Here is a 25,002-nt window from a genome sequence, read left to right as displayed (position 1 = left end):
ATGGAAAAAAAGAAGATTCTTATTGTAAGCCGCACTTTTTATCCGGATAACTCGCCCCGCTCTTTTAGAACAACCGAGCTGGCGAAGGAATTCGCTTTTAGCGGTCACGATGTAACAGTGATCACTCCACGGAAGGAAGGGGTTCATGATGATTTTGAAAAACAGCATAAGCTGGTAATTAAAGATTTAGGGAAAGCCAGCTGGAAGCCGGTGCAGATTGCAAAATCTGGTCCGCATCGGTTTGTCACAAGGGCTGTAGCCAGGTTAACCAATCTTTTTTTCCTCTTTCCGGAGAGTGAAATGATGTTTATGGTTAATAAAGCGCTAAAAAAGGAAACTGAGCTCTATGACGTGATGATCACTATTGCCGCGCCTCATACCGTACATTGGGGAACTGCCATGGCGGTATCAGACAAACACAAAGTGGCTAAAAAATGGATAGCGGATTGTGGAGATCCTTTTATGGGAGGAGAGAATGATACCTTCAAGCGTGTTTTCTACTTTAAATATTTTGAGAAGTGGTTCTGCCGTAAAGCTGATGCTATTACCGTACCTATTTCAGATGCTATAACAGCTTATTATCCCGAATTCAGAAAGAAGATCCATGTGATCCCACAAGGCTTTAGATTTGAAGATGTAAGGTTAATGGAGGAGGAAGCAAGTAATGAGGTGCCTACTTTCGCCTATGCGGGAACATTGATTCCGGGGATCCGTGATCCTCATGAATTCTTCGAATTCATCTGTAAGAGTGACCTCAAATTTCGCTTCTTCATCTATACTAAAAATGTGGAGCAGGTAAGGAAATATGAGGCAGCGTCGAAAGGGAGAATTGTAGTAAAGGCTGCAATGCCCAGGCAAGACCTTTTGCAGGAGTTACAGAAGATGGATTTTGTGGTTAACTTCGAGAACAAAGGACCAAAGCAGTCGCCCAGTAAGCTGATCGATTATGCCATTATTAAGAAGCCCATTCTTTCTGTAAAAACTTTTGGGTTTAACACCGAGGCTTTTCTGGAGTTCTTAGAGGGGAACTATCAAAATCAATTGATCATTCCGGATGCGGATCAGTATCGTATCCAGAATGTTTGTCGGAAGTTTTTAAATATAGTTTAGTTGAAAAAGGACTATAAATCTACCCTCTATATCTGGCTGCTTTTTTTATTGTCGCCATTCCTGACACTCCTGTATTCCCTGAGGAATAATAATCCAGGGTGGGCTAAGAATATTTTGTGGGCTTTTATAGTGTTTTACGGGTTCAATTTTGTGATCTCCGATGATAAAATGGACGCCAACAGGTATGCTGAAAATTTTATTATTCTTCATAATAAGGAGATCACCTTCGAAAACTTTTTGAGCAGTCTTCTTACTGACGAGGAAAGTAGCTTTCTTGATTTCGCCTGCCCGGTGATCCAGTTCATTGTGTCGCGGTTCACTGATAATCCTTCTGCACTTTTTGGTTCCTTTGCCATTATTTATGGCTTTTTCTATACCCGGAACCTATGGTTCCTGTTAGATAAGGTAGAAGGGAAACTGCCAGTCCTTTCTGTCGCAATTTTTTCAATAGTAGCACTGGCGATGCCTTTTTGGTCAATCAATGGCTTTAGGTTTTGGGCTGCATCTCATATATTTCTGTACGGACTTTTACAATATTTGTATGGCGAAAGGAACCGGAAGCATCTGCTGATGGCTTCGGTCTCCATCCTTTTTCACTTTTCCTTTATCATTCCTTTGGTTATTGTGATCAGTTCCTCGGTTGTAAAATGGAACCTTAAGGTATTGTTCTATCTTTTCCTTGCTTCTTTTCTTGTCACCTCTTTTAATTTACAGCCGCTGCAGGATTTTCTGATGCGTTATTCGCCGGCTATATTTCAGAAGAAGCTACATACCTATGTGAATCAGGATTATGCAGACAGTATTGAAACGGCAAAGCAATCAACCAAATGGTTTGTGATCATGCGCTCGGATTTTCTGAGATATTTTGCTTTATTATTAGCCACCCTGGTTTATTTCCGGTCTTCTGAGATCCTTAAAAAGAATCCCGTTTACCTTTATGTATTTGCTTTTATATTATTCTTTAGCTCTGTAACTAACATCATCGGGATAATCCCATCAGTGGGAAGGTTTCAAATGATCAGCTATTTTTTGCTCTACGGATTTGTGTTTTTGATCTTACAGCATTATTGGTGGGAGGTAAGGGCTATTAAACGTGCAGTTCTGGTATGCCTGCCGTTAATTGTATTCTTTGTAGTATTTCAGTTCAGGCTCGGTTTCCAAACCATCAACGTATTAACTTTCATAGGGAATCCTTTAATCAGTATAGTAGATCCGGGTATGGCAATGATTGATTTTATTAAGAACTAAGCTATTAATACTGGAAGGGAAGAAGCATATAATGATCACTAAATTAAAAAAACAGTTCTCTGATAATCTTCTAAGCTATCGCGGGTGGAAAACCAAGCGAAAGATCGTTGTTATCGAGTCTGACGACTGGGGGAGTATCCGGATGCCATCGAAGGAGGCATACGATCGATTGCTGAAAGAGAACATACGGGTAGATAAATGCCCGTATAACCAATACGACTCGCTGGAAAGCGGAGAGGATCTATCAGAACTGTTCCAGGTGCTTTCTAAACACAAGGACAAGCAAAATAAGCCTGCACTTATTACTGCAAATTTCATAATGGCTAATCCTGACTTTGATGCTATGAAGCAGGACAGTCCTTTAACTTTCAAAAACGAATTATTTCCGGAAACTTATAAAAGATACCAGGGACGGGAAGGATCTTTAGAACTGGTGCATACAGGTATTAAAGAAGGCCTGTTAAAGGCACAGTGCCATGGAAGAGAGCATGTGAATGTTTTGAGATGGTTAAAGTTCCTTAACGCGGACTCGAGGGAAACAATGCAGGCTTTTGAGCAAAACCTGTTCGGTTTAAGCCAAACTATTACAACCGAAAAAAGAGGAAGTTTTCTCGCGGCTTACGACTACAATGAAGAGAGCGAGAAGGGCAATTATAAGCACATTATAGAGGAGGCTTTAAGTTCTTTTACCCGTGTATTCAACTATAATTCCGCTTCTTTCATTGCTCCTAATTACTGTTGGGAGGATACAGTAGAAGAGGCCCTTCTTCAGGGAGGCGTTCAGATAATCCAATCGGGCCGGGTACAGGTAAAATCAGATCTCTCTAAGAAACGCTTTATCAAGCATTATACCGGAGAACGAAATGCCAGGAATCAGGTGTATACGGTTCGCAATTGCCATTTTGAGCCTTCCTTAAGGCAGAATAGAGCAAGCGCGATTGACAATTGTCTTAAAGAGATTGAGACTGCTTTTCTCTGGAAAACACCCGCGATCATCTGTTCTCACCGGCTTAACTTTATGGGGTCGATTGTGCAGGATAATAGAGATGAGAACCTTCGCTTACTGGACAGCCTTTTAGGGGGTATCGTAAGAAAGTGGCCTGATGTCGAGTTTTTGTCTTCTGATCAGTTAGGTCAGTTAATCTTAAAAAAAGCATTGCATTAATAGGAATGAAAGAGAACGTTAAACTGTTTATTGCAGGTGACTATTGTTCAGCTAACCGGATTGAAAGACTTGCAGAGGCCGGGGAGGTTGGGAAGATCTTTAATGATCTATTATCGCATATCCAAAGCGCAGATCTTTCAATCGTAAATCTGGAATGCGTAGTTACTTCTTCAGATCAGGTGATTGAAAAGACAGGACCAGCCTTAAAGGCAAAGCCTTCAGCGATCAAAGCCTTAAAGGATGCAGGCTTCGATATGGTGACACTGGCCAATAATCACATCATGGATTTCGGCGCTGAGGGCTTAAGTAATACTATCAAATGCCTGAAAGAAAATAATACGGGTTTTGTGGGTGCAGGCATGAACTCCTCCGAGGCCAGCGAAACCAGCTATATAACTCTTAAGGGCCATCGGATTGCAATCGTTAATATAAGTGAGAACGAGTTTTCAACAACCTCGGATGATAGTCCCGGTGCTCATTCCCTGAATGTTATTCAAAATTATCATATACTTCAGAAGGCCAGGCAACAAGCTGACTTTGTAATTCTTATTGTACATGGAGGACACGAGATGTACCAGTTGCCAAGTCCAAGGATGAAGGAATTATATAGATTTTATGCTGAGGCTGGTGCTTCCGTGTTAATCAATCATCATCAGCACTGCTACAGCGGCTTCGAAGTGTATAAGGAAGTACCTATTTTCTATGGTATCGGGAACTTTATTTTTGATGCCTATGGCAGTAAAAATCCTAAGCATACTAATACCATTTGGAATGAAGGGTTTTGTGTGGAACTGACACTTGCGGAGGATGGGTTAAAGTATGCTCTTGTTCCATACATCCAGAACATGGCAGAGCCGGGCGTTAGAAAGATAGAGGGTGAGGACTTGCAGAGATTTACTAAAGAAGTAAGTGCCCTATCTGAGGTGATACAGGATGACAAGCAATTATATAACAGGTTTAGCGAATTTTGTAACAAGAAGAAGTACATCTATACCAGCTATCTCGAACCATTTAATAACAGGTTGATCAGAGGGCTAAAGAAGTTTAAGGTGTTACCGTACTTCTTTACGAAGCAACAAAGGAGGCTGCACCTGAACCTTGTACGCTGCGAAGCGCATAAAGACGTTTTATTGCATGTGCTAAAATCTCTTTCTTCTTAATTTATTGGTCATCAGAAATTTAAAAGAAATGAAACTATATGCTGATTTAATCAGAAAAAGGATATAGCATTTACTGAAAAGAATAAAGATACCTGGAAATCTTAAAATGAAAATAGCGATACATAAAGAAGGAGATTCATTTACAACCAGATGGATAGACTACTGCCAGAAGGCAGGGATACCTTATAAGGTTGTTGATTGTTATGCTTCTGATATAATGAATGATCTCAAGGATTGTGATGCTTTAATGTGGCATCATAGCCATATGAGACCAAAAGATGTATTGTTCGCCCGTCAGCTACTGTATTCGCTTGAATTAGCTGGAAAAGTAGTTTTTCCTGATTTTAAAACAACCTGGCACTTTGATGATAAAGTGGGCCAGAAATACTTATTTGAAGCCTGTGATATTCCATCTGCCAGGTCTTTTGTTTTTTACAATAAAAAGGAGGCATTGAAGTGGTTGGACTCAACAAGTTTACCGAAAGTATTTAAGTTAAGGGGCGGGTCGGGTTCTTCAAATGTCGAATTGATAAAGACCAGGGCCGAAGGCAGATCTATTATTAATAAAGTGTTCGGCAGCGGCATTAGTAATTACCAGGCATGGAGTAATCTTAAGGAAAGGTATCGTAAGTACCGCACAGGCAAGGGAACCTTCTCGAATGTTTTAAGAGGCGTGGCCAGGCTGGGCTATATTACAAAGGCAGCTGATGTTAAAGGCCGCGAAAAAGGATATGCCTATTTTCAGGAATTTATTCCGGGAAATGACAGCGACATACGGGTGATCGTAATAGATAATAAAGCTTTTGCGATTAAGCGAATGGTCAGAGAAAATGACTTCAGAGCATCGGGCGGAGGCGACATCCTTTACAGGAAGGAGGATATCCCGCTAAGTGCAGTGGAACTTGCATTTAAAGCAAATGATGTGTTGAAATGTCAGTGTATTGCTTTTGATATCGTATTTAAAGATCATCAACCTGTTATTATAGAAATTAGTTATGGGTTCAGAGCGCCAGCCTATGATTCATGTCCAGGGTTCTGGAATAAGAATCTGGATTGGACCGAAGGTTCTATGAACCCTTATGCCTGGATGGTTGATCTGGTCGTTGATAAGGTAAGCCAGACTAACAATAGGAGGGTTGTAGCAAATGACTGATAGATCGTATTCAATTTGTCTTATTTCGCCATCCCTGCAAATGGGAGGACTGGAAAGAGCCATGTCTAATCTGGCAAATTATTTCTGCGAAAGAGGGCATCAGGTTACATATATTACTCTTTATAATTTTGACAAGTTTTATAAGCTTGACGAAAGGATACAGTTGGTAGAGCCCCGACTGGACTATAGATCCACGTCTAAGCATATCTATTATTTGAAGTTACTTAAGTACGTCCGGTCGCGGGTTAAAATGGGAAATTTTGATACCGTACTTTCTTTTGGTGATTACCATAATGCTTTGGTTCTGCTTGCTTTAAAAGGACTTAAAGTGCCCGTATATGTTTCTGATCGATCCAGTCCTGATAAAAATTTCGGCCGGGCTTATACAGTGTTCAAGAAATTCACTTATCGCAGTAGTGCTGGAATAATCGCGCAGACACGTCGTGCCTCAGATCAAAAGAAAAGGTTATTGGGGGCAAAAGCAAAGATCACCATTATTCCTAACACGGTTAAAAGAGTAGAGCCTTCGGGTTTGGAAAGGAAGAATTATATACTTGGAGTAGGCCGGCATTATCATGTAAAAGGATTAGACCGTCTTCTGGATGTTTTTGCTATGTTAAAAACAGACTGGAGCCTGGTACTTGCCGGAGACGGCGGCCCTCAAAGTCAGGCCCTGCGGGAGCAGGTTGCCCGGCTGAATCTTAAGGAACGTGTAGTGTTCCTGGGAAAAGTAAGTGACATGACAAGGGTGTATGCCGAAGCGGGCATCTTTGTTCTTCCTTCACGAAGTGAGGGTTTTCCGAACGCCTTATGCGAAGCGATGGCCGCCGGCATTCCTTGTGTAAGTTATGATATTTCTGCAGGGCCCTCTGATATTATTACACATGCTGAGAATGGCTTTCTGGTAAAGGACGGAGATGCAAGCGGTTTAGCTAATGTTGTTCAACGTCTTATCGATGATCCTGAACTTCGGATACGAACAGGCAATAAAGCGAGATTGATCCAGGAAGAGCTTTCCTTTGAAAAGTCAGGAGAACGATTTTTAACTACAATTACCTCTCATTTAATATAATGCCTTTATTGTCAACCAATCCGCTTGTTGCGGTTATGATGCCGGTTTATAATGGCGAAAAGACCATCGAACTTGCCGTTAAAAGTCTTTTGCATCAGACCTATGAGAACTGGGTCTGTTATATTGTAAATGATGGATCAACAGACGGTACCAGATTATACCTGGATAGCCTGAAGGATGATCGTTTTAAGGTGATTCACTTTGAGAAAAATCAGGGCAGGCCCTATGCCCGTCAGGCAGCGTTAGATGCAGCAGAAGGCGATTTTCTCGCATTTCTTGATGCAGATGATTTTTTTCATCCTGAAAAGCTTGAAAAGCAGATCCGGCTATTTTTAGAAAACCCTGATCTCGATCTGGTAAGCTGCGGCATGGGCTCCTACGACGGGAAATTTGAATTGCTAAAGGTAAGAGGAGCCAATCCGGCAAAAACAGATTGCGTACGACAGGTAGAAGTGGCAGGAAAGTATGATGCTCCCCATGCGCCATCAATAGTGAGGCTGCACCTTGCAAAAGCTATTACTTACAACAAGTCGATGAAATTGGCTCAGGATACTGATTTTTTTATCCGGTACCTTGATGGCAGGAAGTATATGATTGCAGGGGAGGTTCTTTATTACTATTCTGAGTTTGTATCAGTTACTGGTAAAAAGATCTTAAAAACAAACCTGCTTATTATAAACCGGAACATGGCGCTACTAGCTAAAACCCCTGTAGTGGCGGCCAAAACAATACTGGTTGCCCTTCTTAAAACATTGATCATGTTCTTTCTGCTGCCTTTTACCGGAACAGAATTTTTTGTTAACCGGAGAGGCATTAATCCTACAATAGCTCAGCTTGCTGAATTCAATCGTGTTAGAAGACTCTTTAATATCTTGCAGGGGCAGGAAAAGTATTAATTGTATGATGGCTATTAATTTCTGGTAGAGTGGGTAAACGTATACTTATTGTTGCAACTTCTGATATTCATTTGCAGGTTTTCCATCTGCCCTACTTCAAACTTCTTGAATCTCAAGGATGTGTGATTGATGTGGCAGTGGAAGTTCGGGGAGATGGAATAGTACCGCATACACACAATACCTTTAATCTTCCGTTTAAGCGTACCCTTTTTACCACTCAACTTTTTTCTGCATACAAACAGCTCAAAAATATTATTGATAAGGGTAAGTACGATATTATACATTGCCATACCCCAATACCTTCAGCTATTACCAGGTTAGCAGCAAGGGGAGCGCGGAAAAAGGGAACGATTGTGATGTACACATCTCATGGCTTCCATTTCTATAAGGGAGGACCGTTGCTTTCATGGTTGTTGTTCTATTCCGTAGAAAAATATCTATCCAGGTACACGGATGTTCTCATTACCATTAATAAGGAGGATTATGATGTTGCAGAGCAGGATTTCAGGGCTGGGAAAACACGTTATATGAGAGGTATTGGAATTGACACTTCTCGTTTTGACCATACCGAACTTGGGGATAAAGCTCCGTTGAAGCGCTCAGCGGGCTATAGTCCTGACAGTTTTATCCTGCTATATGCTGCTAATTTTATAAAAAGAAAAAATCATATTTTCGTTTTGAAAGCATTGCTGGAGTTGAGAAATTTTATTCCTACTGTGAAAGTATTGTTTGCCGGCTCTGGTGTATTGCTTCAGGATATGAAAGATTTTGTTGCAAAACACGGGCTTTCGGATCATGTAGAATTTCTGGGCTTCCGCAAAGACATCGATCAGCTACTTGCCATAACAGACCTTAGTATTTCTGCCAGCAAACATGAAGGCTTAGGCTTAGCATTGGCAGAGGCAATGTTCTGCCGAATTCCGGTGGTTGCGACCGAGGATCGTGGGCATAAGGAAATGATAGAACATAATGTGAATGGATTCCTGTTCGAACAGGAGAATATACAGCAATTTATTAATTACGTAAGTAAGCTGTACATCGATAGAAATCTGGCGAGAACGTTCGGAGACAGAAGTGCGGAGAAGATGAAATTATTTTCAATCGAAAATTCTCTGGCATTTATGGATCAGGTTTATGGAGAGTACTTAGACAAATAGTGATGAATTTTCAATCGTTAAAGCGTTCATTAGTCTCTGTTTTTAAAAATATTCCAGGAAAAAGGATTGGAAGAAAAATTCTTGTAATAGAAGCAGACGACTGGGGAAGTATCCGGATGCCTTCCAAAAAAGCTTTTGCAAATTTAGTAGCAGCTGGAATTCCAGTTGATAAAAGCAGGTATGGAAGGAACGACGCACTGGAACGGAGTGAGGATCTTGAAGCTTTGTTCAATGTTTTAAGTAAGCATACTGATCAGCGCGGAAGAAAGGCTGTAATAAGTCCTTTCTGCAATATGGCAAACCCCGACTTTGGCAGGATTAAAGAAAATGGCTATCAGGTATACGAGTATGAAACCTTCGAAGAAACATACGGACGTTATGGCAGTACTAACATGATGAATACTTGGAAACAGGGTATTACTGCTAATTTATTTGTACCTCAATTTCATGGAAGAGAGCATATCGCTACGGAGCTTTGGTTGAAAGCTTTGCGGATGGATGACAAGAGGATACATATCGCATTCGAGAATGAGTATGCTTCTTTTTCTCCCGCAGGTTTCCCTGCACAGGCCAGGGATTTCAGGCCAAACTTTTACATTGAATCAGAATCGGGTTTGCAAGGTCTGAAGCGTTCTCTGGAGGAGGGAATAGATATTTTTAAGGCTGGCTTTAAATGCTCGCCCGATGTTTTCAATGCACCGAATGCTGTCTTTGTACCTTCCCTTAACTCAACATTGATTGAAAAGGGAATACGTTTCAATGCTGTTCCTCATAAACGTTTGGAGAGGAATGAGCGTGGGGCGTATGAGCACAAAAATTATGTAACTGGTCAGGAAAGCTCAGAGGGGCTGAAGTACTATGTTCGCAATTGTAATTTCGAGCCTTCCGAAGGCTCATACAAAGGAATATCTCACGTGTTAAGCCAGATACAAGGCGCATTTTTATGTGGAAAAGCCGCTGTTGTAGGAACACACCGGGTGAATTTTGTGGGGGGATTGAATGAAGCGAACAGGAAGCATGGTATCAATGAATTGGACAATCTCTTGTTTGCAGTAGTTAAAAGATGGCCGGATGTTGAGTTTATGAGTTCAAAAGAGTTTAGCTCGTTGCTATGATCAGAAGGATAATTTCTAAACTTTTATTTCATGCCTACGCAGGTGTAGTTGGCACATCCATAAATGATCACCTTAAAAAGATCAGGGATGCACATACGTATGCGAGTCTTATTAAGAAAGAGGACATTCAGATATACTTGTCTAAATGGGGATATAATTATAATGAATGGAATTCTTTGCCCTTGATGACAAAGAAGGATATTTCTGGTAGATTGCCTGGTGTAAACCCTTCCAGCATTCATTCCTATGCTTACACTGGTGGCTCGTATGGAGAGCCATTTAAATTGCCATATTCTAAAGAAAGAGCTGGTATCAGAACTGCTTCCTTTGCCTATTTTAATGAAATTGCAGGCTATTCCCTTGGAGATCCATTTCTTCTTATCGCTGCAAAAGAGAAACCAAAATGGTGGCAGTTTTTGAGGAATGAATATCGCTTTGTTCCTAAAGACCTTTCGGAACAACAGATTGCTGAAACTGTTAAACTGCTTTGCGACCAGCAAATAAAAGTTATTATAGGATTTCCATCAGTTGTTTACGAACTGGCTGCTTATATAGCTGAAAACAAGATTGATCATCCTGTAAATGCTATAATATTCACGTCTGAACCAACGGACGAAACAAAGCGGAAATTTATTAAAAGGGCTTTTGGATGCAGGGTAACTGACCGGTATAGTAATGAAGAAGTAGGTTTAATTGCTCAGCAAAGGGAGTTTGGTGGGGTTTATTATACCAATAGGTATAATGTTCTGGTCGAAATTTTAGGGGATGATAATCTTCCGGTGGCAGCGGGAGAAGCGGGTAAGGTTGTAGTTACAGATCTAAAGGCTGATCTTGTTCCGATAGTACGTTACGATACCGGCGATATAGCGGTTGCTCACGAATACAAGGAAGGACAATTGATGTCTCTAAGTGCTATCTCGGGAAGGACTACCGAGATGATCTATAACGCGGAGGGTAATTCTATTGCTGCACTTTCCCTCGGACCTTTAATTCATAAGCCTTTAACAGAAAGAAATTTTTATAATCAATTCCAATTCGCCCAGGTTGGGGAAAAGCACTATGAACTTCGGGTTAAATCTGGGACCCAGATCCCGGTACAGATATTAGACGAGATTAAAGGGAACCTTTTGAAGGTACTTGGAGTAAAAGCAATTGTAGATATTCTTATGGTAGAGGATATTAAGCCTCAGAAGTCTGGTAAGAGACCGATCTATAAAAATGAATGGAAGAGGCAATAGATTAATAGAAATGTATAGATTTTTCCTAAAACGCATATTTGATCTGTTTATAGCCCTGTTGGTGTTGATCTTAACTTCGCCACTGGTTTTAGTGACCTACATCATCCTTAAGATAGTTAATAATGGCGATGCTTTTTTCTTTCAGCAGAGACCAGGACTTCATGGTAAACCCTTCTTCATTGTTAAATTTAAAACGATGAGGGATGCCCGGGACAAAAACGGCAGATTACTTCCGGATAAAGACAGGTTAACTGCTGTCGGCAAACTGGTAAGAAAGCTATCGATAGATGAATTGCCTCAATTACTCAATGTTATGAAAGGGGATATGAGTTTAATAGGCCCCCGGCCACTGCTGATGGATTATTTACCATTATATAGTGATTTTCAAAAACGCCGGAACGAGGTGAAACCAGGAATTACCGGCTGGGCTCAGGTTAATGGAAGGAATAGTATAAGCTGGGAGCAAAAGTTTGCTTTAGACGTTTGGTATGTAGATAATATGTCGCTGGCTGTTGATTTCAATATACTGATTATGACAGTTTTAAAGGTTTTAAAGGCAAGTGATATCAATAGTTCAAATGAAGTCCCGATGCCTAGATTCACCGGGAATAATTAGAGAAAATTTTTTACCTTTACAGCCGAGTAGTGATATTGTTTTTGAAAAAGTAAAAAATATGTAACAAACGTTTTTTACTGATCGAATACATGAGAAATATTGGCCCACTGGCCATTGATGAGTTTTGCTGATGGACCTGATAATTGTAGGCGCTGGAAGTGTTGGGGGACACATAGCGTTAAATCTTGAGGAATATTCTGGTGACCTTAATCTTTTAGGATTTGTAGATGATGATCCAAAGAAGCAGGGGACAGAAATTTTTGGATACAAAGTTTTGGGTCCGGTAGATCTATTGCAGAAAAGGGAAAATCTAGCAGTTGTTATAGGAATAGCATTTCCGAAAATTAAGATTAAAATAATAGAAAAGCTCAAGGCTAACAAAGGCTTAAGTTTTCCAACCCTGATATCGAGGAATGCCTGGATATCAAGGGGTACAGTGATAGGGGTTGGGAGTATTGTCTATCCCGGCGCGTCTATCAATTATGGTTGTGATATTCAGGATTTTGTTGTAATAAATATGAATAGCGCGATTGGCCATAATTGCAGTATCGGAGAATGTACAAGCCTGGCGCCAGGGGTTAATTTGGGCGGACACACCAAGATAGGAAAAGGGGTAGATGTGGGAATAGGTGCAGCGAGCCGGCAGAATATAATAGTTGGAGATGGGGCTGTAATTGGAGGCCAGGCGATGTTAGTTGAAAATGTTACGGCAGATTCAAAAATCGTCGGAGTTCCAGGAAGAGTACGTCTTTCTAGTTAAGCAATTAAAAAAAATAAATAACACAAATAAACAACGATGCGTTCCATGAACAAAACCTTATTAGCTATTCCAATACTGGCAATAGCTTTATTATCCTCGTGTAAGAAGAACGAGAGTCAGACCACCTCTGAGGAAGAGGGCGGTGTGGATTTTGCAACGATGGTGGTGCCGGATAAGTTTTCTTATGCAACCTCCGAATCACAACCTTTAAGTGCAGAAGTCCTATTGTTGGGTAAAACACCTTATGAAGGTGCTCAATTCGAAGTGTATCTTGAAGATCCAACAGCTAGTCTTGATGATCCTGCTGTGCTTGATTCAATTCAGATGATTTCAAGCTTTACTTTGAACAAGAACGGACAGTACAATTCAGAAATCAAAGTTCCAACCTATGTAGAAAAAATTTACCTGTTATCTAAGTCTTTAGGAATTCCTGAAGTGTTTGAGTTAAATAGAACTGCAAGCGGCTTTAAATTGCAATACAGTGCGGATGCTGCTGTTGCTAAAAATAAAACGCTTTCAAGTTTGAAATTATCGAATAAAGTAATGAGTATTTCAGGTGGATCGGCAAGCACTAGTGCAGTTGCTCGTACCTGGAACAATGTTGGATATCCTAATTATCTTATCGACCCGTACTATGTAAGTGGAATGTTCGTGAAGAGATTTCAAACGGCAGTTCCTTATAAGACTAAGGTGAATCCAGCTTTATTGAACACTTCGATTCCAAGAAACATTGTATTAGATCTAAAGCCGGGTCAGACTGCGGATATCTCGATCTCTTTCATGTTTGCAACTTCTACATACCGCAATACTCTTGGTTACTACTGGTATGATAGTAATAATCCTCCTGCTTCTCCTGCAGCAATTGTAAATAAGGGATATGTTTTTCCTAGTACATCCAGAAGTGCGATTTCTGATTACAGCGGTTTAGTTGCCGGGCAAACTGTAAAGCTGCAAGGCCCGAATGCTGATGGATCTTTCAATCCAGGAACCACAGTAGGTTTCTTCATTATCGCTAATGGATTTATTCCTAGTACTGATATTAATACTCCTGGAACTATCAGAACTGCACGGACAACCTATTATTCAGATAAGAGGTTCAATGCAGCAGGAACTTCTGGTAATATGGCTGGTATTACAGAGCGTATGGTTGTATTATATGACCAGACAACCAATAAGATCGTATGGGCTATTGAAGATGGAACTGACGCAGATTACTCCGATGTAGCATTTTTTGCAAGCTGGACACCTAACGAGGCAATTCCAACGAAGGATTACCCTAAGCTACCAGACGTTCCACGTACTGATAAGGATTATGTTTTCTTCCCTGGCAAAAACTTGAAAGGAACATTGTTGTTTGAAGATTGCTGGCCTAGACTTGGCGACTTTGATATGAACGACTTGGTTATCAACCATAATTACACTGGCTATTTAGATGAAACCGGAAAGGTAACGGATATCAGCTTTACGTTTGATCTGAAGGCTTTGTCTGCGCAGTTGAACAACAGCTTTGGTGTGATGATCCCTGATGTTTCTCCAAATAATGTACAGGTTGTAAATAATTATAACCTTGCTAATGTAAATTCGAATACAACCACTAGCCGGACTTACGCCGTTGAATCTGGCCATACGAAAGATGTTGTTGTGAAAGTATTTACTGCCGCTAGTACAATAATGGGAGGAAATGTGGTGAATAACACCGGTGACGGTGCTATTACCAGACCTGTAGAAAGATTTTCATTTACAGTAAGGTTTAAAACACCTATTTCTGTTGCTGATTTCAACAAAATATCTCCGTTTATTATTACCAATGATAGAAGAAACGTAGAAACTCATCTTTCTAACCGCAGACCTACTGTATTAGCGAACACAGGAAGATTTGGTACTGAAGATGATGGTTCTTCTGTAGCTACAGGTAAGTATTACTTAAGTAATGGTGGTCGTGCAGCAGCAAATTTAACATGGGCTGTTGAAGTTCCATCTGAGATTCCATATACTAAATCTGGTAGATCAATGACAAGAGCATTCCTGAAATTCTCAGATTGGGTAACTTCAGGTGGTGTTAACTCTACAAACTGGTATACCGGAGCTACCGGAAACAGGGCCGGATCTCTACTGGTTTATCCATAGAGGACTCCCAATATTAACGCTCTCAAATGAATGATCTCAAAAATTTTTTTTTAAATCTTTGGGCGACCCTCTTGTACTCTTGTACAAGGTGGTCGCCCTTTGCTAAAATAATAATAAGCGATGATCTGAATAGGAATGGGGTAACGGTTGTAACACTAACCTCTAAGCCCTCTCGTATTAAGAAATTATGGCTCGTTATAGAATCTATACTACGACAAAGCGAGAAGCCTGATGGTCTGATCTTGTATCTGGCCCGGGATGAGTTTGCCCATGAAGATGTTCTACCTGAAAGTCTTACTAGCTTGAAAAAAAGAGGCCTGCAAATTGTATTTGTAGAAGATAACCTCAAACCTCATAACAAATATTATTTTGCAATGAAGGCTTTTCCGAAGGCTAATATCATCACCGTTGATGATGATAAAATTTACCCTTCGAACTTAATTGAGAACTTGAAAAAAGGACATGTAAAATATCCTGATGCGATCTGTGCGTCGATGACCCGGTCTATTGTTTGGGAACATTCTAGGCTTGCTACTTATATTAAATGGCCTGTTTACAAGTTCAGTTCGAAGCCTTCGCATCTCTTAATTGCTTTAGGAGTATGCGGTGTTTTATACCCACCTAACGCTTTACATGCTGACGTTTTCGATAAAGAAAGGCTGAAACAAATGGCTTTGCATGCAGATGATCTTTGGTTAAAGGTTATGGCTATTAGAAGTAATACGCAGGTATTTTCAATTGCAAGTTCCTCTAATCAATCCTTAGTCTCTATCAGTGGTTCAAATGCAGAGCAACTGACTACCAGGAACATTGCAAATGGAGAAAATGACACGGTAATAAATGATTTATTCAGCTACTACGGTATCTCCTCCGATTTTTTTATGGAAGAACAAGTCTTGCAGGACGTATAGCTAATCGAAGTGAAAGTAATTGAATTTCTAGGCCCTTCAGGGGTAGGTAAAACGTTCTTATACTCGAGGTTAGTAGATAAGAGCATTCCTGACAGGAACTTTCTTAGTGTTCAGGAAGCTCATGTAAGGGCTGCCACGAATTATCGCTTCAAGGTTGGTTTGAATAAGAATATCTTATATAAAGCACTGTTAAAGGTGCCTGCATTTAAAGATAAACGATACGGGGTTTCAGTAAGGATGCTTAATAGCCTGGAAAGGAACCTGACGAATCAATACAGCTTTTCGCTTTCGGTATTATCTGAAAAATTAAGTAATGTGACAGACAGATCTCTTGTTCAGAAAAGGACGAAGGCGTTCCAGAAGCGCGCCGATGATGTCTGTGTTTTGAATAATATTTTGGATAATAATGATGTAGTTGTTCTGGATGAAGGACCGTTACACCATCATCATGGCCTGTCGTCAGAACTCTTTTCTAAATATCCTTCCGAGCCGTGGTTGAACGATCTGATTGTTAATCCTGCAGCCATTATTTCTTGTGAACTTGATGCTGATGAGGTGTTCGCAAGAGCCCTTCAAAGAAGAAAAGGCGGTGTAAAGACGTTCAGTCACCGGGGTTTATCTGAAAGTGAACTTAGGGACTACATCGAGCAAAATGTGGCTGAATATAGATCAAAGATCAGTTTCCTTGATAAGATAGGAATTCCGGTACTGAGGATTGATACAGGTGCAGCGTTATGGGGAAATATTAAGGAAATAAGGGAGTTTATCAGTTGTTTTTCGAGTTGAAAATCATAATAATCAATAAAGTGGTTGTGAGCCAATTTACTAACACAGTAAAAGCAGTATATAAAATGTTGCTTTTAGTTCTGGGATTAATAGTGGTAACCAAAGCAAGTGCTCAGGATGCCAGGGTTTCTCAATACAGAGCTATCCCATTGTTGGTTAATCCAGCCCAGACAGGTGATATTGAAGAAGGCAACGCCAGGATAACCGGGCTTTTTGCCAGGATCAGTAACAGGCAGGACTATAATCATTTCTATAATCTATCAGCCGATATGCGGTTAGGAAAGAAGGGAATGTGGGGAGTGGGTTTGAATTATTTGCAAACAGGTTCTCCTAATATCCCTATCTCCGGTAAATATGCTGGTATTTCGGCGGCAAGGCAATTCTATATTGACAAATATAAATTTCAGGAGTTGCGGGTTGGATTTCAGGCCAGCTACTTATATGGAACAGTTGATGAGGCAAAAGGCCCATACGACCGTCTTATCGATGTAAGACCTGTAAGGTGGTTTACTCCAGCTAACGCAACAGGTAATTTCAAGGGATCTTTGGGTTATATGAATTATAGCACCGGATTAAAGTATAAACTGACGCTGGATCGTTTGAAGATTGAATCGGGTTTTTCTGCATATAATATTACCAATCCCGACTATAACCTGATGTACAAGAATATGGGCTGGTTGCTTAAACGATACCGGGTTAATGCACTAAGTAGTATTTATTACCGCCCTGATCCTAAAAATGCCTTGAAAGTGGAGCATTACTCCTGGAAAGAGGGAATTTATTTAAGGGATTATAAAGCCAAACGTGATGATAGTACAGAGATCCATGAAACTACTTATAGCTTAACTTACTATCGTTACATGCCGAAGAAAACAGTTAATATCGGAATGTATTCGCGTTCCTGGAAGGCTGTATACGGAATGTTGGGGATGAATATTAACGACAAGGTGGGTTTTCACGTTAGTTACGAAATGCCGATCCTTAAACCTTATTATGATGTGTCTCACGTTGAGGTTTCCCTGAGCATTTTCCCGTATGGATGGAGAAAGAAGAAACCGGCGGATATGGAGAAATATACCCAGGAAAATAATAGGAAACTCATTAGTCAGATGGAAGCTTTACTTCCATTTGGTACCACCTTCTGTCTTCCTTGCGGGGGAAATAATCTGGCGAATATTAAAACGGTACCGGATGCTCCGAAATCACCAGATAAAAATCCTTGTGACTCTGTTGTGGCTGCCACCCTTGCTGCTGTACCCGAGAGGTCATATCCTGATACCTCCATGGCTGTTTCTTTGGATAGCAGGTTGTCGAAAAGATTCCGGGTGTTCTATAAAGATACGATCTACTACGATTTTGATAAGTACTATATCAGACCAAGCGCAGCCTTCACACTGAATAAGATAAGCAACATCATGAAGAATGATAGCTCGCTGACGTTGCAGATTAAATCTCATACAGACTTGAGAGGGAGTATTGCTTATAATAAAATTTTAAGTCAAAACAGGGCTAAATCTGCAAAGAACTATTTGAAAAACAGCGGTATTGATACTCAAAGGATTGCAACTTCATGGTATGGTGAGAAGGCTCCAATTAATAATTGTGAAGGTTGTAAAGATATTGTGCAGCAGAAGAACAGAAGAAGCGAACTGTATCTCTCAGGGTTTAAAGAGCAGGAATTAGGCGAAACCACTTTTGGAAGTGATACAGTGTCTCAGGAAGAGCTGCTGGGAAGGATAAATACCTTTATGAAGCTGGATGCAGATACGAGCAACTCTGCAAGATCAAGCAATACAAACTATTTCACTATATATCTTGGTTCGTCTGCTAATGTAGGCGACGGTAATATTTCTTATTTGAAAGGGTTAAATGCCAATGTGTTTGAACGGAAGGACGACAGAGGACATAGTTTGTATTTCTTTGGCGTATTTAACGATGAGAAGTTAGCAGAGGACAGACTTAGAAGGATTAAGGCATTGGGTTTACGCAATGCATATCTGAAGAAAATTCAGATGCCATAGAATATAAAAGTTTCACTTGTCCTCAAGTTAAGTGGAACTTCTGTATTTATTATTCGTAGAACAAACTGTCTGCATCTTATTGAGCAACAATAAGATCGGGAGACAGAGAGAAAAGGGTTTTTTAGCTTCCTTAGCTATTTTAAGATGAGTATATTCACTGGGACAAAAGTATGGCTTAGCTCGCCTCATATGAGCGGCCGCGAGGATAAGTATGTTAATCAAGCATTTGCTACAAACTGGGTGGCTCCTTTGGGACCAAACCTGGATGCATTTGAGCTTGCACTGAGTAATTATACTCAGACACCTTACGTAGCTGCGTTAAGTTCGGGTACCGCTGCATTACACCTTGCTTTAATTATGCTGGGAGTTGGAGAGGATGATTTTGTTCTTACACAGAGTTTAACCTTTACGGCCTCAGCTAATCCTGTTAGATATCTGGGAGGTACACCTGTATTCATCGATTCTGAATATGCTACCTGGAATATGTGCCCTGAAAGTTTGGAGGAGGCCATTTTAGCATGCCTTGCCGGGCAGGTTAAAACGGCAAGCGGTGTAAAGAAAGCGAAATTACCGAAGGCTATTATTCCGGTGCACTTATTTGGTATGCCTTGCCAGATGACGGAGATCACAAGGATTGCAGAAAAATATGGAATTCCTGTTATTGAGGATAGTGCAGAAGCTTTGGGAAGTACTTATAAGGGCCGGCATTGTGGAACACTGAGTACTTTAGGAGTGGTTAGTTTTAATGGCAATAAAATTATCACTACCAGCGGTGGCGGTGCACTTTTCAGCAATGATAAATCTCTTATAGACAGAGCTAAATTTCTCGCCACCCAAGCAAGAGATCAGGCGGTGCATTATGAGCATAGCCAAATTGGATATAATTACCGTTTAAGTAATGTACTTGCAGGAATAGGGTTAGGACAGCTTGAAGTAATTGAGGATAGGGTAAAGGCAAGGAGAGATAATTTCTTTAGATACCAGCAAGAGCTGGGTACGCAGCAAGGGATCACATTTCAGGAGGAGCCATCTGACGAATTCTTCTCAAATTACTGGTTGACATCAATTTTGATCAATCCAAAAGAAACTGGCGGTGTTGATGCAGAATTTATAAGACGTAAGTTTGAAGAAAGGAATATAGAGACACGGCCAGTGTGGAAGCCATTGCACACTCAGCCTGTTTTCAAAGACTTCCCTTATTTCGGGAATGGTGTAGCTGAACATATTTTTAACAGGGGCCTTTGTCTTCCCAGTGGCAGTAACCTAAGTTTTGAAGATTTCGATAGGATCTTCGAATGCTTTGATAATATATTCAATACCCCCGTATTGCAAGATCTACAGCCAGCAAAGTATTACCTTTCGGCATAAGTTTTTGGTTAAAGGGACCGTCTGACAATCCAGCCCAAGGTCGGCGGCTCCCATTACCTTTTTTGTTCGGACTGATATTTGTAATTACTGCAAATATTCCTACCTGCATCTCTTATCCTTCCCCCTGTTATTCTGGTTACCATTAGTTATTCCTCTCAATAGATTGCAGGGCCTTCTAATTAGAACTTGTTTGATCCTTCAATTATGAATTGAAAATATTGAAAGGGTTTTCCGGCATCCACGGCTATCCTGTTCCGTTTGTGGGTTCTTATCGTCAAAATGTACTCTTATTCTGGGTTTTTCTTGTCCGAACTACTGATTTTGATACTCAATTTCAATAACAAGCGTCTCTTTGCGGCGTAGAAAAGGGCAAAAAGGGAGTTTTATGAAGAAGTTAAAATAGACGGTGAGGGTTGGGCTTTAGTGATTATAGCCAGCAAATAGAAGAATATGGATTTAGATATTTATTAAAAGAACAATGAGGAGATTTTTACTCAAACAAAATGAAGGCCTTACTAAGGTTAGACGCGGTAACAGATCAGGGGCTAAGATTGCTTGGTGCTTATACAGGACAATAATAGCTTTGTTTTTATTGTTGCCGGGACAATTAAGCTTCGCGCAGGTAAGCGAGAGTTGGAAGAAGACTTTACCAAATATATATTCCTACAGTTATTATTCTGATCAGGGAGCTTCTGTACTCGACGACGAAGGAAATATGTATGTCGTGGGATTTAACCAAAATCAAAGTTATGCCCCTGCACTGATTCAAAAGTTCAATGCTAGTGGTGAGTTGATATGGGAAAGAACTTATTCAAAAAAAATTAATAATTACGATACATCTCATCAGCCAAGAGGCATTAAATTAAATGCTGATGGAAGTATTGTTGTTGTGTGCTATTCCTATTATTACGGGAACAATACTAATGGTTCAAGAACATCAATCTTGAAATATGATAAAAGTGGAAATAATATTTTCCAGATCGAATTTATACCAACTACTAGTGTTACAAGTTTTGGCATGGGTCCCTGGTCTGTAGACTCGAAAGGAAATATAATTGTATCTGGTACTGACTACGTAAATTCAAACTACAAGACGATTGTTGCAAAGTTTGACCCCTCAGGCAATAAGCAATGGGAAAAAGTAGTATCTTCTGGTAGCTACACTCAGATGGCGTTCTTGAAAGTAGATAATTTGGGCAATAGTTATGTTGTTGATCAAAATAACTCAGCTTACACTATAAGAAAGTTAGACACCAGCGGTGAGATAATTTGGAGTAAAACTATTTCCACTCCAGCTAATTATACCAGTTCAAGCATTGTTGATTTCGTTTTGGACGCTAGTCAGAATGTATATCTTGCGTCGCAAGTTTCAAATAACAGCTCGTATGCTGTTTATTTAACAAAATTAGGATCTGACGCTACTACTGCCTGGACCAAATTTTATAATGGTAACAGTCCTTATGTATGGCCTTATCGCATTTCGCTAGATAATTCTAATAATATTGTTGTTTTAGGACGGGACAATAATACCGATATGTTTACTATTAAGTACAGTAACAGCGGGGAACTCTTATGGGAAGTTAAAACTTCTGGCTCTAGTTCTGATGAATCTGGAAAATACCTTTATCCCACCGGTATTAAGATCGCTAATTCAGATAATATTTACATTATCGGCTCTTCTATTTACTATAGCTCCAGTAACCAATACGACGTTTTGATTAAATTTGATTCTAATGGTAAGGAAAAATGGCGTTATAATATAAGCAGAGATTATTACGACGACATCATGATGATGATGTCGCCTAATAATGACATCTTGGTAGACAAAGGCGAAAGCGTTTATTTGAGATCAGCCAATGGGTACTCTAGTACTGGTTCACAAATTTCAAAGTATATCCAAAGCTTCTCCGTAAGTTTAACCAGTGTTCAAAAAACAATAACAAACGAGAATCCTATTGCCATTACAATAGAATTTGATAATTCAGTTACTGGTTTCAGTTTAGAAGATCTAGTAGCGGAAAATGCAGAAGTTAAAGATCTTCAAGGATCAGGTAGTACATACACTGTTAATCTGATACCTTCCGGAGACGGCGTTGTGAAATTAAAAGTCAAGCCTAACTCTGTAACAGACGCGAATAATTATGGAAATGCTGAAGGTCTTTATTCCATTGCTTTTGATAAGACAGCCCCGGCTATACCCTCTGGTTTGGCGGTTACTTCAGGTGACACCCGGAACGTAATTAGCTGGACGGCAAATGCAGAGGCAGATTTTCTTTCGTACAGTTTATATGCTATAGGTTCAGATAAAAAAAGTACGCTGATTGCGTCTATCCCTGCCGGAACAACAACATATACGCAAGAGTCACTTACCAACGGATCTCAATATCTTTACAGTATCTCTGCAACAGATAAGGTGGGGAACGAAAGCGGTCTTGCTGAAACGGTCTCCGGCACCCCTAAGGGTATGCAGACTATTACTTTCAATCCTATCGAGGCAAAGAATTATGGTTCAGAAGATTTCTCGCCTGGGGCTACATCCAGCTCTGGTCTTACGGTAAGTTATGCTTCAGATAACAGCGCTGTAGCTACAATTGTCGATAATAAAATTCATATTGTCGGGGTAGGAAAAGTGAACATTACAAGCACTCAGAGTGGAAATGAAGTTTTCACTGCTGCTACAGAAGTAAAGCAATCCTTTACTGTTCTGGCACCTTTGAATCCTCCTTCTGCTAGTACTCTTTCATTTAATGGCTCTAATCAATATGTATCCATTCCTAATAACCCTGAGTTAGAGTTTACAGAGGGTACTATTGAGATGTGGGTAAAGCCAACCTGGGTCGCAGGTTCAGCGACAGGTAACCCAACTGTAATTGGAGAAAGAAATACTACTGGTTCTCGCTATAGTTTCCATATTAATAATCAATTAGACAGGATAGGTCTTTGGAATGGTAGTAGTTATAATTCCATTACTTATGCATTTACAAAAGATAAATGGTATCACCTAGCCTTTGTGATGAAGAGCACTAACACGGAGATCTTTGTTAATGGTGTTTCTATTGGCTTCACTGGAAATGCAATAAATGCAGCTAAAAAGGGACTTTCGATTAATATGGGTATTGCAGAGTATTCTACTGCAAATTATTTTGAGATATTTAAGGGAGAGATGGATGAAGTTAGAATTTGGAAAACAGCACGCACTGCCAGTGAAATTGCTGCAAATCTTCCAAATACTATCGACCCAGCCTCTTCGAATCTTATTGCTTATTATTCAATAGAATCAAACGTAACTGCTGAGAGTAATCAATTAGCTAGAGCGTTTAACGATAATTCTTCGAATAAATTCACTGGTAAGCTTTATAATTACTGGGCTCCGGTAGTTACTACTAATGGTATTACAGGTATCCAAACTACGTCTGCTATTCTTGGTGGAACTGTTGTTAGTGAGGAGGACCCGTTGAACGAGTACGGTATTGTTTATTCAGCTACTAATACAAATCCTACAACCGCTGATTCTAAGCTAAGTATCGGCAAAGGAATAGCAGATTATTCTTCAACAGTAAGCTCTCTTGCTGCTAATACTTCCTATAATGTTAGAGCTTACGCAAAAAATGCAGTAGGTACATCTTATGGAGAAGCTAAAAGTTTCAGAACGTTAAACACGGTTGCTACTCTTGCTAATTTGGCTTCGAGTAAGGGTTCTATTAGTCCGGACTTTAACGCGGCGATTTTGAATTATGTTACTGATGTAGATTATTCAACCTCAAGCATTGTTGTTACTCCAACTTTATCTGATGCAAATGCTACGGTCAAAGTAAATGGAGTTAAAGTTGAAAACGCTACAGCTTCTTCTGCTATTAACCTGGCAGTCGGAATAAATACGATCTTAATTGCGGTTACTGCCGAAGATGGCTTGACGTTAAAAACTTATTCAATTAAAGTTAATCGTAGAAATTCCCAGACAATAGCTTTCGATGCTAATTCAACAAAAACTTATGGAGATGCAGATTTCGTAGCTGGCGCTGTAGCTAGTTCTGGACTCGCAGTTAATTATACCTCTAGTAATACCTCTGTGGCAACTATTGTTAATGGCAAGGTTCATGTAGTTTCTGCAGGAACAACAGTAATCACAGCGTCGCAAGCAGGAAACACTGAATATGATCCTGCTTCAAGTAAAGAACAAAGCTTAACTGTAAACAAGAAGGCCTTAACGGTAACAGCAGATAACAAGAGCAAAACTTACGGTGAAGCTAACCCTGCACTAAGTGTAACTTATTCAGGATTGGTAAACGGGGAGACCATTCTTAACCCTGCACCTTCGGTAAGTACTACTGCAACGGCAGCGAGCAGTGTAGGCGCTTATGACATTACTGCAAGCGGAACAGCTTCAAACTATGATGTAACCTTCGTAAAAGGGACACTAACGGTAGCTAAGAAAGCCCTTACTGTAACCGCAGAGAACAAGGCAAAAACCTATGGTGATACTAACCCGGCACTGAGTGTGACTTATTCAGGTTTGGTAAATGGTGAAACAGCTCTTAACCCTGCACCTGCGGTAAGCACTACGGCTACTACCCAATCAGGAATAGGGACTTATGACATCACGGCAAGCGGAGCGTCTGCTAACTATACTGTAACTTATGTAAAAGGAACCTTAACAGTTGGTAGGAAAGTGCTGACGATCACTGCTGAGAACAAAGAGAAGTTCCAGGGACTGGCATTGCCAGCTTTCACAGCAGCTTATTCAGGCTTTGTAAACGGAGAAACGAGTTCAGTATTAACTACTCAACCAGCTTTCTCTACCACAGCAACTGCTAATTCAGCTCAGGGAACTTACCCAATCACAGTAAATGGGGCAACCGCTGCTAACTATGCGATCAGTTTTGTTCCTGGTGTATTAACTGTTAAACCTGGTTATCCAACCAGCATTACTTTGGCAGCAAGTACGCTTTATGAGAATGCTCCGGTAAGTACTGTAGCAGGAACATTAAGCTCAACAAGTGATGATCCAAGTGCAACCTTTACCTATTCGTTAGTAAGCGGAACAGGAAGCACAGATAATGCATCCTTCAAGATTAGCGGTAACCAGATCCAGACCAATG

At 40.3% G+C, this 25,002-nt stretch carries 18 protein-coding genes; all 18 read left to right on the top strand.

Going from position 1 to position 25,002, the window contains the following annotated elements; translation table 11 throughout:
- A complete protein-coding gene (locus J4N24_RS23220; protein ID WP_207536139.1) occupies positions 1–1,110 on the top strand; it encodes a glycosyltransferase in 1,110 nt (369 codons plus the stop codon).
- Entirely contained in the window at positions 1,111–2,358 is a 1,248-nt protein-coding gene (locus J4N24_RS23215) for an EpsG family protein (protein ID WP_207536138.1), read from the top strand.
- 31 nt (positions 2,359–2,389) lie between these two features.
- Entirely contained in the window at positions 2,390–3,523 is a 1,134-nt protein-coding gene (locus tag J4N24_RS23210) for a hypothetical protein (protein WP_207536137.1), read from the top strand.
- A 5-nt stretch (positions 3,524–3,528) separates the two neighbouring features.
- Positions 3,529–4,683 carry a CapA family protein gene (locus J4N24_RS23205; protein ID WP_207536136.1) on the top strand — a complete coding sequence of 385 codons (1,155 nt, stop codon included), beginning with the start codon at positions 3,529–3,531 and terminating at the stop codon, positions 4,681–4,683.
- A gap of 106 nt (positions 4,684–4,789) precedes the next feature.
- Complete coding sequence (locus tag J4N24_RS23200) at positions 4,790–5,836, top strand: ATP-grasp domain-containing protein (protein ID WP_207536135.1); 1,047 nt, start codon at positions 4,790–4,792, stop codon at positions 5,834–5,836.
- Complete coding sequence (locus tag J4N24_RS23195) at positions 5,829–6,908, top strand: glycosyltransferase family 4 protein (protein ID WP_207536134.1); 1,080 nt, start codon at positions 5,829–5,831, stop codon at positions 6,906–6,908. Before J4N24_RS23200 ends, J4N24_RS23195 begins: the two co-directional genes overlap by 8 nt.
- A complete protein-coding gene (locus J4N24_RS23190) occupies positions 6,908–7,804 on the top strand; it encodes a glycosyltransferase family 2 protein (RefSeq protein WP_207536133.1) in 897 nt (298 codons plus the stop codon). The genes J4N24_RS23195 and J4N24_RS23190 overlap by 1 nt, the downstream gene beginning before the upstream one ends.
- 29 nt (positions 7,805–7,833) lie before the next feature.
- Positions 7,834–8,961: a glycosyltransferase family 4 protein gene (locus tag J4N24_RS25945; protein ID WP_207536132.1), complete on the top strand. Its 1,128-nt coding sequence runs from the start codon at positions 7,834–7,836 to the stop codon at positions 8,959–8,961.
- A gap of 2 nt (positions 8,962–8,963) precedes the next feature.
- Positions 8,964–10,076 (top strand): hypothetical protein, encoded by a 1,113-nt coding sequence (locus J4N24_RS23180; protein WP_207536131.1) that lies wholly within the window; start codon positions 8,964–8,966, stop codon positions 10,074–10,076.
- Positions 10,073–11,314 (top strand): phenylacetate--CoA ligase family protein, encoded by a 1,242-nt coding sequence (locus J4N24_RS23175; protein ID WP_207536130.1) that lies wholly within the window; start codon positions 10,073–10,075, stop codon positions 11,312–11,314. Before J4N24_RS23180 ends, J4N24_RS23175 begins: the two co-directional genes overlap by 4 nt.
- Positions 11,315–11,324: 10 nt before the next feature.
- Entirely contained in the window at positions 11,325–11,930 is a 606-nt protein-coding gene (locus J4N24_RS23170; protein WP_207536129.1) for a sugar transferase, read from the top strand.
- Positions 11,931–12,060: 130 nt separating this feature from the next.
- Complete coding sequence (locus tag J4N24_RS23165; RefSeq protein WP_207536128.1) at positions 12,061–12,690, top strand: NeuD/PglB/VioB family sugar acetyltransferase; 630 nt, start codon at positions 12,061–12,063, stop codon at positions 12,688–12,690.
- Positions 12,691–12,735: 45 nt separating this feature from the next.
- Entirely contained in the window at positions 12,736–14,817 is a 2,082-nt protein-coding gene (locus tag J4N24_RS23160; protein WP_207536127.1) for an LruC domain-containing protein, read from the top strand.
- A gap of 26 nt (positions 14,818–14,843) precedes the next feature.
- Entirely contained in the window at positions 14,844–15,728 is an 885-nt protein-coding gene (locus tag J4N24_RS23155; RefSeq protein ID WP_207536126.1) for a hypothetical protein, read from the top strand.
- Positions 15,729–15,737: 9 nt separating this feature from the next.
- Positions 15,738–16,514, top strand: coding sequence for a hypothetical protein (locus tag J4N24_RS23150; RefSeq protein WP_207536125.1), 777 nt, complete (start codon positions 15,738–15,740; stop codon positions 16,512–16,514).
- Between the two features lie 26 nt (positions 16,515–16,540).
- Positions 16,541–18,535 (top strand): OmpA family protein, encoded by a 1,995-nt coding sequence (locus tag J4N24_RS23145; protein ID WP_207536124.1) that lies wholly within the window; start codon positions 16,541–16,543, stop codon positions 18,533–18,535.
- Between the two features lie 144 nt (positions 18,536–18,679).
- A complete protein-coding gene (locus J4N24_RS23140; RefSeq protein ID WP_207536123.1) occupies positions 18,680–19,903 on the top strand; it encodes a DegT/DnrJ/EryC1/StrS family aminotransferase in 1,224 nt (407 codons plus the stop codon).
- A gap of 478 nt (positions 19,904–20,381) precedes the next feature.
- The coding region (locus tag J4N24_RS23135) for an MBG domain-containing protein (RefSeq protein ID WP_207536122.1) at positions 20,382–25,002 on the top strand (4,621 nt) is incomplete at its 3' end.

Source organism: Desertivirga arenae, assembly GCF_017355785.1.
GTDB lineage: Bacteria > Bacteroidota > Bacteroidia > Sphingobacteriales > Sphingobacteriaceae > Desertivirga > Desertivirga arenae.
Note: the sequence above shows the minus strand (reverse complement) of the source record. Positions and strands in the feature narration are given on the sequence as shown.

Bases quoted from the DNA above. Each gene is read 5' to 3' on its own strand.
- J4N24_RS23165 (WP_207536128.1), top strand. From the start codon at position 12,061: ATGGACCTGATAATTGTAGGCGCTGGAAGTGTTGGGGGACACATAGCG.
- J4N24_RS23175 (WP_207536130.1), top strand. From the start codon at position 10,073: ATGATCAGAAGGATAATTTCTAAACTTTTATTTCATGCCTACGCAGGT.
- J4N24_RS23210 (WP_207536137.1), top strand. From the start codon at position 2,390: ATGATCACTAAATTAAAAAAACAGTTCTCTGATAATCTTCTAAGCTAT.
- J4N24_RS23200 (WP_207536135.1), top strand. From the start codon at position 4,790: ATGAAAATAGCGATACATAAAGAAGGAGATTCATTTACAACCAGATGG.
- J4N24_RS23155 (WP_207536126.1), top strand. From the start codon at position 14,844: ATGAATGATCTCAAAAATTTTTTTTTAAATCTTTGGGCGACCCTCTTG.
- J4N24_RS23160 (WP_207536127.1), top strand. From the start codon at position 12,736: ATGAACAAAACCTTATTAGCTATTCCAATACTGGCAATAGCTTTATTA.
- J4N24_RS23220 (WP_207536139.1), top strand. From the start codon at position 1: ATGGAAAAAAAGAAGATTCTTATTGTAAGCCGCACTTTTTATCCGGAT.
- J4N24_RS23190 (WP_207536133.1), top strand. From the start codon at position 6,908: ATGCCTTTATTGTCAACCAATCCGCTTGTTGCGGTTATGATGCCGGTT.
- J4N24_RS23205 (WP_207536136.1), top strand. From the start codon at position 3,529: ATGAAAGAGAACGTTAAACTGTTTATTGCAGGTGACTATTGTTCAGCT.
- J4N24_RS23140 (WP_207536123.1), top strand. From the start codon at position 18,680: ATGAGTATATTCACTGGGACAAAAGTATGGCTTAGCTCGCCTCATATG.
- J4N24_RS23170 (WP_207536129.1), top strand. From the start codon at position 11,325: ATGTATAGATTTTTCCTAAAACGCATATTTGATCTGTTTATAGCCCTG.
- J4N24_RS23195 (WP_207536134.1), top strand. From the start codon at position 5,829: ATGACTGATAGATCGTATTCAATTTGTCTTATTTCGCCATCCCTGCAA.
- J4N24_RS23180 (WP_207536131.1), top strand. From the start codon at position 8,964: ATGAATTTTCAATCGTTAAAGCGTTCATTAGTCTCTGTTTTTAAAAAT.